Source organism: Streptomyces sp. Ag82_O1-12 (assembly GCF_900182715.1).
Taxonomy (GTDB): Bacteria; Actinomycetota; Actinomycetes; order Streptomycetales; family Streptomycetaceae; genus Streptomyces; species Streptomyces massasporeus.
Window position 1 is genome coordinate 8,231,386 of record NZ_FXUW01000001.1, and the last position, 12,600, is coordinate 8,243,985.

Here is a 12,600-nt window from a genome sequence, read left to right on the forward strand (position 1 = left end):
CCCGCGGCGGCCCCAAGGGCCCGGACGTGGTCGTCGTCCCTGACAACTGTCAGGGACGACGACCACCGCTACACCGAGTCCACGCGCCTCACCGCGCTCCCGGAGCTCCCTGAGGAGATCACCTCAGCCGAGGAATGACCTCAGCGGAGGATTGATCTCAGCGCACCTCCCGCGCGTACGGCGCGACGGTGATCCGGTCGATCAGCGGCGCGTAGCGGGAGCGGAGCAGCACGCCCGGGAACGTGTCCGAGGCGTACGTGGTGCCGTCGAAGTTCGGCAGTTCCTCGGAGCGGAAGCCGATCGTGTTCTTCCCCTTCTTCAGCTGCACCGGGACGGTCAGCTCCCAGAAGTTGTTCTGGTGGAAGCTGTGCGGGAAGCCGACACGTCGAGCGTCGCCGCCGTTGACGCTGATGTCGGCGTGGCGAGCGAGCGGGTCGGGGTTGTAGTGGGTGGCCTCGGACTGCTCCGGGTTGGAGTAGCGGATGCGCAGCGCGTACAGACCAGCCTGGTCGGCCGTGACGGTGAACGCCGCGGTGTTGCCGTTGCCCGGGGCGCCGCCGATGCCCGTGATCGCCGTGCCGCCGGTGGCGAGGGAGAGCGGGGTGAGCGTGGCCGAGCCCGCGAGCCGCGCGTCCCCGGCCTCGTACGTGCGCGTCGGAAGCGTGCCCTCGGTCGGGGTGACCGTGAGGCGGTCGACGAGGGTCGTGGCCGGGCCCCCGGTCACGGTCACCTTGTTGACGCCGCCGGAGAGGGAGACCGCCGCACGGGTACGGCCCTTGGCCAGGCGCAGGACGTCGTGGCCGTTGACGGAGAGCCGGGCGCCGGTTCCGCCGAGGGTGTCGACCTTGAGCGTGGCCTCACGGTCGGCCGGTGAGTAGACCCAGAACGTGGCGCTCTGGTCCTTCGCGAGGCGGACCGCGCCCGAGCCGGTCGCCGCCGGCTTCGGAAGGTCGTAGACAGGACGTGCGCCGCCGGCCGGCCAGGCCAGCTCGCCCTCGTAGACCTGCGTGTCCGCCGAGGCGCGGGGGAGGGAGAGGGCGAGGCGGTCGACGATGGCGTCGCCCTGGGTGACGCGCTTGCCGTCGGCGCTCTTCGCGGCGAGCGTCAAGGTGTGCTTGCCCTTGGTGAGCCGCACCTTGGTGTCGGTGTGGTCCCAGACGACCCACTTGTAGCCGAGCGGCAGGTGCAGTTCCTGCTCGCTGCCGGCCTTGCCGTCCACCCGCAGGAAGACGTTGGTCGGGCCCTGCTCCTTGACCTTGTCGAAGGTGTTGAGGGAGTTGGCGAAGACGCTCAGGTCGTACGTGCCGTCCTCGGGCACGTCGACGGTGAAGTCGAGTGCCACATCCGAGCCGGTGCGCAGGCCGCCGACGTCGTAGCCGCCGGAGGTGTAGAACTTCGACACATCACGCGGCGAGCCCTCCGGGCCGTTCTTCGTCCAGCCGGAGCCGGTGTGCGCCGCGTCCTCCGCCTCGTACGAGGACTGCCAGCGCACGGGCGGGGCCTGCGTGCCCTTCGCCTCGCCGGCCGGACTGAGGACGACCTCGTAGGCCGAGGACTCCTTCAGCTTCGGCAGGGCGCCGTCGCCGAAGTCGAGCGCGACCGTCCCGTCCGCACCCACCTTCAGGTTCGACTCGGCGAGCAGCTTCGGGCCGGACGAGTCGCCGACCTGACCGCTCCACTCGATCTCCCGCACCCAGGCGTGCACGCGCTTGCCGAAGACCTTCTTCGGGACGCCGGCGAAGGTGATGTGACCCTTGCCGGTGGAGCCGCCGAAGACGAGCCGGGACTGCTTCTTCTTCTCGTCGAGCGTGGCGACGCCCTGCATGGTGTAGTTCTCGCCGGGGAACGGCGGGGTCACCTTCACGGTGTGCCCGCTCATCGAGGCGTATGAATTCAGCAGCCACCACTGGCCGTTGCCGCGGTTGGACTGCACGGCGGAGTCGGAGAGGTTCCCGTCGATGTTCCAGTACGCGATGTCGGCGTCGACCTTGGACTCCTCGATCGCGGACACCCACTGGATCATCTGGCCGGGCACCGAGGTGTGGTAGTTGAACGCGTACTCGTTGATGTTGACGGGGAGTTGGGTGCCTTCCTTGTCGGTGCCCTTGAACAGGTCCTTCTCCCACGCCCGGTACTTGGCGACGCTCTGGCGCACCGCCTCCGGGTGGCTCAGTTCGTGCCAGGTGATGACGTCCGGGAGGGTGCCGGCGGCCAGGGCGTGGGTGAGGAAGCCCTTCACCTGGTCGTACAGGACGCTGGTGTTGGGTCCGGCGATGCGGGCGCTCGGCATCTTGCCCTTGATGAGCTTGTGGACCTGGTCCCAGGCGGCGAAGTAGGCGTCCGGGTCGTTGAGCCAGCTGACCTTGTCGTAGCTCCACTCGCCGGTGCCGAACATGTTGCCCTCGGGCTCGTTGAACGGCACGAAGACGATGTTGTCCTGGTACTGCTTCGGCAGCTTCAGGACCTGGTCGACCTGCTTGGCGATCTTCTCCTCGTAGCCCTTGAGCTTCTCGGCTGGGGTGTCGCCCGGCCACTGGTAGGGGAAGCCGCGGTAGATGTCGGTCATGTAGATGTACACGTCACCGTCGGTGGAGTCGGCCAGCGGCTTGACCACCTCCAGGGCGTCGGCACCGGGGTGCTGCGGGCCGTCCTGCGCCTTGGTGGAGACCGTGCGCAGGCCCATGCCCTCCATGAGGTTGTTGGTCGGGACGTCCGGCCCGTACACGCCGTAGAGGGTGCCGGAGGCGCCGCCGTGGAACGCGCCGGTGTTCGAACCGAGGTCGACGGTGAGCTGACCCTCGCGGACCACGGTGACGGTGGCCTTGACCGCGCGCCCGGCCGCGGTTCCGGCGACCGTGAAGGTGCCCGGCGCGGCGTACTTCTCGGCGGGGACGGCGTCCCAGGTGACGGGCGTGTCGCGGTCGTAGCCGTCGGAGAACGAGGCGCGGACGGCGGCGGGGAGCGACGGGGCGGTCCCGGTCGTGGTGCGTGCCTCGAAGGAGGTCTTCGAGAGCTGCTGGAGGGTGGGCACGGATCCGACCGTACCGGCCACCTGCTCGGGGCTCAGGGCGGCGTGCCACACGGTGAAGTCGTCGATCGCGCCCTTGAGCAGCGGGTCCGGGTAGAGGGATTTGCCTATGTACCCGGCGGCGGTGGCCGAGGCGTCCAGCAGGTCCTTGGCCTTGATGCCGGTCTCGGCGGAGGAGACCGCCACGCCGTCGAGGTACGTGGTGAGCCGGCCGGCGGAGGTGTCGAGGGTGACGGTGACGGTCCGCCACTCGTCCGCGGGGAGCGGCGCGTAGCCGCGCACCTGGGCCTCGGCGCCCCCACCACCGGTGGTCACGGAGGTCTGGAACAGCCCGCCGCCGTTGTAGGGCGTGCTGAAGAGGTACTTCGTGGTGTTCGTGCCCAGGTCGAAGATCCGCTGCCAGGGCGATTTGTCGCCGCTCCACTTCACGCGAGCGGAGACCGTCAGGTCGGCCGTGTCGCCGACCACGGCACGGGGGAGGCGGACGTACGCGCCGTCGGCGTCGGGCGCGCCGCCGGGCAGGGCGAGGGCTTTGCCTCCGCCGGTGCCCTCGACGGACTGAGCGGTCGAGCCGTTCACCAGGTCTGCCGTCAGACCGTTGCCGGAACTGTCGGTGATCTTCCCGGAGGCCATGTCGTCCTGGTCGAAGGTGTAGTGGGCGGCGGGCCGGGGCGCCTCCGCCGCCTGCGCGGGGGCGGCCGGTGCGGCCAGCAGGCCCGCGCCGAGTGCCAGCGTCACGGCGGCGGGTGCCCGTCGCCGGGCGGATCTGTCAGCGGATGGCATGGATGGCGTCCTCGTTCTCTGAGTGGGCGGTCCGGGAGGAGAAGGTCCAGGAGGAGAAGGTCCGGGAGTGGGGGGGGGCCGGGCGGAGCGGGTTCCGGGCGGGGAGGGTTCCGGGAGTGGGCGGTTCCGGCCGGTCGGACTCGGCCGTCTGCTCGTACACGGGATGGCCCGGCAAGGAGAGTGCGTGCGGATGTCGATGTCGATGTCGGTCGAATCGGTTCGATTTCCCGGGCCGCAGGCACGTCTCCGGACGGCGGAGGCGGCCGCTCGCCTCCTCGGGGGTACGGGAGCAGCCCGGGTTTGCCGGAAGGATCACTTCGTCGAACCGGTTCGCGAAGCTAGCACCGGGAAACCCGCCCAGCAATCCCTCCGGCAGAAGGAGGCCCCGATCCGCGGGCAGATCGAGAAAGTGTGGTCCAGGGTGTTGACAGGTATTCGGGCACTTCCTACCTTCGCTTTCACGCGAACCGGTTCGACAACCGGCCGTCGCGCCCCGTCCCACCCCTCACCCTCACGACCGGCGAGCGCTCCCTCCCACGAGGTGTCGAACCGGTTCGAGCAAGGAGCCGCCGTGAACATCGGTGAGATCGCCAAGCGGGCCGGTGTCTCGCGGAGCACCGTGTCCTACGCGCTGAGCGGTAAGCGCTCGGTGTCGGAGGAGACCCGTCGCAAGATCCAGCAGGTCATCGACGAGCTGGGGTACCGGCCCAACGCCAGCGCGCGAGCCCTGGCCAACGGGCGTACCAGCACCATCGGCCTCGTCTTCCCGCCCGCGGGCAACCACTACACCGGGATGCAGCTGGACTTCATCGGCAGCGTGGTGGAGGCGGCCGCGGTGCACGACTACGACGTGCTGTTGTCGCCCAGCGGTGTCGACAGCGACCGTTCGTTCCAGCGGCTGCTGGGGGAGCGGAGGGTCGACGGGGCGATCCTGATGGAGATCAGGCTGGAGGACGACCGGGTCGACCACCTGGCCGAACTGGACTTCCCCGCCGTCGCCATCGGCCGCACCGCCCATCCGGAGAACGGCTGGTGGGTGAGCCTGGACCACACGGCGCTCGCCGCGGCCTGTGTCGACCATCTCGCCGACCTCGGCCATCGCCGGGTCGCCTTCGTCAACCGGCCCGAGCAACTGCTGCGCGCCGGGTACGAGTCCGCGCACCGCGGCCTGGACGGCTTCACCAAGGCCGCGGCCGAGCGCGGGCTCACGGTACGGACGTACTGCTGCGGGGACGACGCCGCGTCCGGCCAGGCGTGCCTGGAGCGGATCCTGCACGACGACCCGGCCACCACGGCCCTGGTCACGCTGAACGAGGCCGCACTGGGCGGCCTGTACCGGGGGCTCGCGAAGGCGGGCCGTCACGTATCGCGCGACTTCTCCGTCACCGGAGTCGTCGCGAGCCGGTGGGCGGAGACGGTCACCCCGCAGCTCACCGCGGCGGACGTGCCGGCCGAGGAGATGGGCCGGCGCGCGGTCGACCTGCTCGTCGAGCGGATCGAGCACCCCACCGCGCCGGGGCGCCACCACCTGCTCGCACCGCCGATCTCACTGCGGGCCAGCACCGGGCCCGCGACCGGCACCTCCTTCCCCTGAGCCTGACCGCACCTCACGTGCTTTCACTCGTCTCCCTCTCCGCCGAGCACCCGACCCCCTCACCCTCGCCGGTTCGGAGTGCCCGCTCCCCCCAGCCACCACTCCCGCGGCACACGTGTGCCCAGAACGAAGGACTTGCCATGCACAGCTCCTCAAGGCGCCGGCTCACCGCGGTGGCCCTGTCGACCGTCGTCGCCGTCACCGGTGCCGCCTGCTCCTCCGGGTCGGGCAGCGCCGACGCGAAGGGCTCGGACAGCGGCACGTACACCGTCTGGGACCCGTACCCGCAGTTCGCAAAGGGCTCGGCCTGGGTGAAGCTGCTGGACGCGTGCGGTGACAAGGCCGGGGTGAAGGTCAAGAGGACCGGCTACGACACCAGCGACCTGGCGAACAAGGCGCTGCTGGCCGCCCAGCAGGACAACTCCGCGGACGTCCTCATCGTCGACAACCCCGTGGTGTCGACCCTGGCCGAGGCGGGCGTTCTCACCAGCACCGAGGAGAACAAGCTCGACACCTCGAAGGTCGACCCCAACCTGCTCGCCGCCGGCCAGTCGGACGGCAAGACCTACGGAACCCCGATCGGCGCCAACACCCTCGCCCTCTACTACAACAAGAAGGTCCTGAAGGAGGCCGGGGTGGACATCGCCTCGGTCAAGGACTGGAAGTCGCTGACGGCGGCGCTGGCGAAGGTGAAGGCGGCGGGCAAGAAGGGCATCACCTTCTCCGCGATCGGCACGGAGGAGGGCAGCTTCCAGTTCCTGCCGTGGTTCTGGGGTGCGGGAGCCAAGCTGACCGCACTGGACTCCGCGCAGGCCGCGTCCGCCCTGTCGCTGTGGAAGGACTGGCTGGAGGAGGGCTACGCCCCCAACTCCGTCATCAACAACACGCAGACCACCAGCTGGCAGGAGTTCGCCGGCGGCGACTACGCCTTCGCCGAGAACGGAACGTGGCAGCTCGCCAACGCGAAGAAGGCCGGCTTCGAGTACGGCGTCCTGCCGGTGCCGGGTGCCGACGGAGGCAGTGCCGCCGCCCCCACCGGTGGCGAGTTCGTCACCATCCCCACCCAGGGCGACACCGGCCGCTACGCCACCACCCAGAAGCTGGCGACCTGCCTGACCAGCACCCAGAACCTGTACGACACCGACACCACCCTGTCCTACGTGGCCCCCACCAGCGAGGTCCAGGCCAAGCAGGTCGCGGCGAACGCCGAACTGAAGCCCTGGGTCGCGGCGGTCAAGGCGGCCAAGGGACGCACCAGCGACGACCTGGGCACCACGTACCCGAAGATCTCCGAGCAGATGTGGAAGGCCGTCCAGTCCGCCCTCAGCGGGGCCAAGTCGCCCAAGGACGCGCTTGCTTCGGCGCAGGCCGCGGTGAAGTGACGAGAGCCCGATGAAGCAGACGACCCACCCGCCGGACCACCTGTCCGCGCCCGTCCGGAACGGGGCGGCCACCGTCGCCCCGCCCCCGGCCCCCGCGCGCGCCCGGCGCCGTCCGACCTCCCCGCAGTGGGCCGCCTGGGCCTTCCTCGCCCCGGTGACCCTCTACCTGGCCCTCTTCTACGCCTATCCGCTCTACCGCAACCTCGACCTCAGCCTGCGCAACTACACCGTCCGCTCCTTCGTCCAGGGCAACGCGCCCTTCACCGGCATCGAGAACTACCGGACCGTCTTCGACGACCCGACCTTCGCCCCCGCCCTGCTCCACACCGCGCTCTTCACCGCCGTCTGCCTGGTCTTCCAGTACGCCATCGGCCTCGCCCTCGCGGTCTTCTTCAGCCAGCACTTCCGGCTGTCGGCGACCCTGCGCGCGCTGTTCCTGGTGCCGTGGCTGCTGCCGCTGATCGTGTCGGCGTCCACCTGGTCGTGGATGCTCAACAGTGACTCCGGCGTCGTCAACGCCGCCCTGCACGCCCTCGGCATCGCGCCGGTGAACTGGCTCACCTCACCGTCCTGGTCGCTGACCTCGGTGATCATCGCGAACATCTGGATCGGCGTCCCCTTCAACCTGGTCGTGCTGTACAGCGGCCTGCAGTCCATCCCCGCGAGCCTGCACGAGGCCGCCGCCCTCGACGGCGCGGGCGCCTGGCAGCGCTTCTGGCGCATCACCTTCCCGCTGCTGCGCCCGGTGTCCGCGATCACCCTCCTCCTCGGCCTGATCTACACGCTCAAGGTGTTCGACATCATCTGGATCATGACCAAGGGCGGCCCGGCGGACTCGTCGACCACCTTCGCAACCTGGTCCTACCAGCTCGGCTTCGGCAATCTCCTGCCCGCCTTCGGACCCGGCGCGGCCGTCGGCAACCTGCTGGTCGTCGCCGCCCTGGTGTTCGGCCTGATCTACCTCAAGGTCCAGCGAAAGCAGGCGCTGTCATGACCCGACGCACCGGCCGCACATGGTGGAAGACCGCCCTCGGAGTGCTGCTGACCGCAGTCATGCTCTTCCCGGTCTACTGGATGCTCAACGTGTCCCTCACCCCCGACCGGGACATGCGCAAGAGCCCACCGGACCTCTTCCCCACCCACGGCACACTGGACGGCTACCGCACGGTCCTCCACGAGCAGCTGCCCTATCTCGGCACCAGCCTCGTCATCGGCCTGGGCACCGTCGTCCTGACGATCGCCCTGTCCGCCCCCGCCGGCTACGCCCTGGCCAAACTGCGCCCACGCGGCGGCGGCATCCTCAACTTCGTCCTGCTGGCCGCCCAGATGATCCCCGGCATCATCATGGCGATGGGCTTCTACGCCATCTACCTCAGCCTCGGCCTGCTCCAGTCCGTCCCCGGCCTGATCGTGGCCGACTCCACGCTGGCCGTCCCCTTCGGCGTCCTCATCTTCACCGCGTTCATGTCCGGCATCCCCGGCGAGCTGCTCCAGGCCGCGAAGACCGACGGGGCGGGAGCCCTGCGGACCTTCTGGTCCGTCGTCCTGCCGATGAGCCGCAACGCCGTCGTCACGGTGTCCCTGTTCGCGTTCCTGTGGTCCTGGTCCGACTTCGTCTTCGCCGGAACCCTCGTCAACGGCGGCGCCCACGAGCCGATCACCCTCGGCATCTACCACTACATCGGCAACAACAACCAGGAGTGGAACGCCATCATGGCCACCGCCGTCGTGGCCTCGCTGCCCGCCGCGGTCATCCTCGTCCTCGCCCAGCGCTACGTCGCCGCCGGAGTGACCGCCGGGGCCGTCAAGGACTGACCCGGGGCCGACCCCTTCCCCCCCCTCTCCGTCACCACCGAGCCGCCTGCGCGTCAGCCGGCCGGTGACCCCCCTGCTCGAGAAACGAGTCAGCGTCATGACCGCCGCCCGATCCGGCCCGGCCTTCTCCGTCCACGACATCCCGTTCAGCACGCACGGATCATGGTTCGACATCTCACCCGTGGTGGCGGAGAAGACCTACGCCGAGGACCTCCACCTCGTCTCGCACCAGAACGGCATGCACGCCGTCCTGCGCCTCGTCCCGCTCGACCCGGCGACGGGCGACCGGGCCGAAGCCCGCGTCGAGACCACACCGGGCCTGCTCAGCTGGATCGGCGAGAGCGGACGCGTCGATCTCTCCTACGAGTCGCCGGACACCGTGCGCCTGCGGGGGAGCGGCCTGGGCATGAGCGTCGACGCGGCCGCGCGGACCCTCACCCCCTTCAGCGGAACGTACTTCTTCCGCGACCCGGCCGCCGACGCCTACGTGTTCACCTCCTACGAGACCGGACGCCGTTACCGCGTCACCGTGCTGTCCGGCACCGTCACCGACGCCGGCACCCAGAGCCTGGGCGGCGGCCACCGCGGCCTCACCATGACCGCGGAGGCGAACGGTTCCTGGGAGATCGCGATCGAGGAACTCGACACCGCGCGCCCGCCCTACGCGTCCCCGGCGACCTTCGACGCGATCACCGAGTCCGAGCAGCGCTCGTTCGCGGAGTTCGTCGACCGGGTGGCCCCGTGGCGCTCGGCTGCCACGCCCGCCGCCGAACTCGCCGCCTACGTCGTCTGGTCGGCGACCGTGCGTCCCACGGGGCTCGTCACCCGGCCCGCGGTGCTGATGTCCAAGCACTGGATGGACAAGGTCTGGAGCTGGGACCACTGCTTCAACGCCCTCGCCCTCGCCCCCGGTTGCCCCGACCTGGCCCTCGACCAGTTCGCCCTGCCCTTCGACCACCAGGACGACAGCGGCGCCCTGCCCGACTCCGTCACCCACTCCGAGGTCCTCTACAACTTCGTCAAACCGCCCATCCACGGCTGGACCTTCGGCCACCTGCGCCGCCGCCTGCCGACCCCTCCCGGCCCCGCCGAGCTCGCCGAGACCTACGGCCGGCTGGAACGCTGGACGGACTTCTGGCTCACCGCCCGGCGAGCCCCCGGCGCCGACCTGCCCCACTACCAGCACGGCAACGACAGCGGCTGGGACAACGCCACCACTTTCGACCCCGCGCGCGTCATCGAAAGTGCCGACCTGGCCGCCTTCCTCGTCCTCCAGCTGCATGAACTGGCCGACCTGGCCACCGCATTGAACAAACCGGACCAGGCCCGCCGGTGGACACAGGCGGCCGAGGAGACGCAGGCGGCGCTGCTCGACCAGCTCTGGGCCACCGACCGGTTCGTCGCCCGGGCGGTCGACACCGGCGAAACCTGGAACACCTCCAGCCTCCTCGACCTCATGCCCGTCGTCCTCGGCGAACACCTGCCCGGCGACGTCAGCAGCACCCTGGCCGACCACATCAAGGCCCACCTCACGCCGTACGGCCTCGCCACCGAACTGCCCACCTCACCGCACTACCTCGCCGACGGCTACTGGCGCGGCCCCATCTGGGCCCCCGCCACCGTCCTCATCGAGGACGGCCTGCGCCGCGCCGGCCACGAGCGCCTCGCGGACGACATCAGCGCCCGTTTCCGCGCCCTGTGCGAAACCCACGGCTTCGCCGAGAACTTCGACGCGCTCACCGGAACGGGCCTGCGCGACCGCGCCTACACCTGGACCGCCAGCAGCTACCTCCTCCTCGCCGAAGCACACGCACACCGGGACGCACGCTGACCGGAGGGCCGGGATTCGACTCATCGGTGGCCGCCCCGCGGTCACCGTCCACCCGGAGCCCGAGGCACGACGTGTCTCACAGCCGGGCCGCGTGGTCGGGGACGTAGGTCTGCAGGTCGCGTGGCGGACGCCGGTAGCCGGTCGACGGGGGGCGGTCCGGCAGTTCCAGCACGGGCGGCGGCACCTCGTGGTACGGCACGGAGTCCAGCAGGTGGGCGATCATGTTCAGCCGGGCGCGGCGCTTGTCGTCGCTCTCGACGACGTACCACGGGGCCTCCGTGATGTCGGTGTGCACCATCATCTCGTCCTTCGCCCGCGAGTACGCCTCCCAGCGGCTGATCGACTCCAGGTCCATCGGCGACAGCTTCCAGTGCCGCAGCGGGTCCTCGAGACGCCGGCGGAAACGCTCCTGCTGCTCGGTGTCGCTCACCGAGAACCAGTATTTGCGCAGCAGGATGCCGTCCTCGGTCAGCATCCGCTCGAAGATCGGGCACTGGCGCAGGAAGAGCTGGTGCTCCTCCTTGGAGCAGAAGCCCATCACATGCTCGACACCGGCCCGGTTGTACCAGGAGCGGTCGAACAGCACGATCTCCCCGGCGGCCGGCAGGTGCTCGACGTACCGCTGGAAGTACCACTGGGTGCGTTCGCGCTCGGTGGGTTTCGGCAGCGCCGCGATCCGCGCGACACGCGGGTTGAGGTGTTCGGCGACCCGCTTGATGGTCCCGCCCTTGCCGGCCGCGTCCCGCCCCTCGAAGACGACGACCAGCCGGGCACCCTCGGCGCGCACCCACTCCTGGAGTTTCACCAACTCCGTCTGCAGGCGCAGCAGTTCCTTCTCGTACGCCTTGCGCGGCACCTTCGCCGCCTGCTCGTTCGTCATGCCGCCTCCGCACGCCGCGGTGCCGTCGGGCCTCCGTCCCTGCACCGTACTGTCCTGCCGGGGCCCCCGCACGACGTGCCGCTCCGCCGGCAGGATCAGCACGTGCGTCGTCGGAAAGGGCCCGCCCGAGTGGCCACCGCAGATCGAATCGGGGGAGGCTGGAGGGGAGGCGGCGGTTTGCGGGGTCGGCTGCGGTCTCCGGGCGCCGTGAGCGGCGCGAGCGGACGGACGTGGCGCGCGGCGGATGGGAGAAGGCCCATGAGGGTCGGAGTACTGACCGGCGGCGGTGACTGTCCCGGCCTCAACGCGGTGATTCGCAGTGTCGTCCGTAAGGGCGTCCAGGAGTACGCGTTCGACTTCGTCGGTGTGCGGGACGGCTGGCTCGGCCTGCTCAAGAACGACGTCGTTCCACTGGACATCTCCAGCGTCCGGGGGATCCTGCCCCGCGGTGGGACCATCCTCGGGTCCTCCCGCACGAACCCGTTCAAGCACGAGGACGGGCTGCGACGGGTACAGGACACCCTCGCCTCGCACGAGGTGGACGCGCTCGTCGTGATCGGCGGCGAGGACACGCTGGGAGCGGCCACGGAGCTCAGCCGGCAGGGGATCAACCTCGTCGGTGTGCCGAAGACCATCGACAACGACGTCTCGGGCACCGACTACACCTTCGGTTTCGACACCGCCGTCGGTATCGCGACGGAGGCCATCGACCGCCTCCACACCACCGCCGAGTCACACATGCGCGCCCTCGTGGTGGAGGTGATGGGGCGGCACTCGGGGTGGATCGCGCTGCACGCCGGCATCGCGGGCGGCGCCAACGTGATCCTCATCCCGGAGCGGCCCTTCGACATCGATCAGGTCTGTGAGCTGGTGAAACGCCGGTTCGAGAGCAATTACGCGCCGATCGTCGTGGTGGCCGAAGGGGCGGTCCCCGAGGAGGGACAGCTGATGGTCAAGGACCAGTCCCTGGACGAGTTCGGCCATGTGCGACTGTCCGGCATCGGAGAGTGGCTGGCCCAGGAGATCTCGGCCCGCACTCAGAAAGACGCCCGCACCACGGTCCTCGGCCACATCCAGCGCGGCGGCACACCGAGCGCCTTCGACCGGTGGCTCGCCACCCGGTTCGGATTGCATGCCATCGACGCGGTCAAGGAAGGCGACTTCGGCCGCATGGTCGCCCTGCGGGGTACGCGGATCGTCCGCGTCCCCCTCGCGGACGCCACCGCGCAGAACAAGGTGGTGGACCCGTCGCTGTACGACGAGTTCGAGGCCTTCTACGGCTGAGCG

General features: G+C 70.0%; 8 protein-coding genes. 6 read left to right on the top strand and 2 right to left on the bottom strand.

Going from position 1 to position 12,600, the window contains the following annotated elements:
- Positions 1-157: 157 nt before the first annotated feature.
- The gene (locus QOL88_RS37565) at positions 158-3,811 is read right to left on the bottom strand and encodes a LamG-like jellyroll fold domain-containing protein (RefSeq protein ID WP_097222648.1); all 3,654 of its coding nucleotides are present in this window, start codon (positions 3,809-3,811) and stop codon (positions 158-160) included.
- Between the two features lie 571 nt (positions 3,812-4,382).
- Here QOL88_RS37565 and QOL88_RS37570 point away from each other — a divergent pair.
- From QOL88_RS37570 to QOL88_RS37590, 5 genes are all read left to right on the top strand, one after another.
- Entirely contained in the window at positions 4,383-5,405 is a 1,023-nt protein-coding gene (locus tag QOL88_RS37570) for a LacI family DNA-binding transcriptional regulator (RefSeq protein ID WP_097222649.1), read from the top strand.
- Between the two features lie 140 nt (positions 5,406-5,545).
- Positions 5,546-6,787 carry a sugar ABC transporter substrate-binding protein gene (locus QOL88_RS37575; protein ID WP_097222650.1) on the top strand — a complete coding sequence of 414 codons (1,242 nt, stop codon included), beginning with the start codon at positions 5,546-5,548 and terminating at the stop codon, positions 6,785-6,787.
- Between the two features lie 10 nt (positions 6,788-6,797).
- Positions 6,798-7,781 carry a carbohydrate ABC transporter permease gene (locus QOL88_RS37580; RefSeq protein ID WP_097222651.1) on the top strand — a complete coding sequence of 328 codons (984 nt, stop codon included), beginning with the start codon at positions 6,798-6,800 and terminating at the stop codon, positions 7,779-7,781.
- Complete coding sequence (locus tag QOL88_RS37585) at positions 7,778-8,602, top strand: carbohydrate ABC transporter permease (protein ID WP_097222652.1); 825 nt, start codon at positions 7,778-7,780, stop codon at positions 8,600-8,602. The genes QOL88_RS37580 and QOL88_RS37585 overlap by 4 nt, the downstream gene beginning before the upstream one ends.
- A gap of 97 nt (positions 8,603-8,699) precedes the next feature.
- Complete coding sequence (locus tag QOL88_RS37590; RefSeq protein ID WP_097222653.1) at positions 8,700-10,433, top strand: amylo-alpha-1,6-glucosidase; 1,734 nt, start codon at positions 8,700-8,702, stop codon at positions 10,431-10,433.
- 76 nt (positions 10,434-10,509) lie between these two features.
- On the opposite strand, the gene ppk2 is transcribed toward QOL88_RS37590, so the two are convergent.
- Complete coding sequence (gene ppk2 / locus QOL88_RS37595) at positions 10,510-11,313, bottom strand: polyphosphate kinase 2 (protein ID WP_097223370.1); 804 nt, start codon at positions 11,311-11,313, stop codon at positions 10,510-10,512.
- 258 nt (positions 11,314-11,571) lie between these two features.
- On the opposite strand from ppk2, the gene QOL88_RS37600 reads away from it, so the two are divergent.
- Positions 11,572-12,597, top strand: a complete 1,026-nt coding sequence (locus QOL88_RS37600; RefSeq protein ID WP_097222654.1) for a 6-phosphofructokinase — start codon at positions 11,572-11,574, stop codon at positions 12,595-12,597.
- Positions 12,598-12,600: the final 3 nt, after the last annotated feature.

Bases quoted from the DNA above. Each gene is read 5' to 3' on its own strand.
- QOL88_RS37600 (WP_097222654.1), top strand. From the start codon at position 11,572: ATGAGGGTCGGAGTACTGACCGGCGGCGGTGACTGTCCCGGCCTCAAC.
- QOL88_RS37565 (WP_097222648.1), bottom strand. From the start codon at position 3,811: ATGCCATCCGCTGACAGATCCGCCCGGCGACGGGCACCCGCCGCCGTG.
- QOL88_RS37580 (WP_097222651.1), top strand. From the start codon at position 6,798: ATGAAGCAGACGACCCACCCGCCGGACCACCTGTCCGCGCCCGTCCGG.
- QOL88_RS37575 (WP_097222650.1), top strand. From the start codon at position 5,546: ATGCACAGCTCCTCAAGGCGCCGGCTCACCGCGGTGGCCCTGTCGACC.
- ppk2 (WP_097223370.1), bottom strand. From the start codon at position 11,313: ATGACGAACGAGCAGGCGGCGAAGGTGCCGCGCAAGGCGTACGAGAAG.
- QOL88_RS37590 (WP_097222653.1), top strand. From the start codon at position 8,700: ATGACCGCCGCCCGATCCGGCCCGGCCTTCTCCGTCCACGACATCCCG.
- QOL88_RS37585 (WP_097222652.1), top strand. From the start codon at position 7,778: ATGACCCGACGCACCGGCCGCACATGGTGGAAGACCGCCCTCGGAGTG.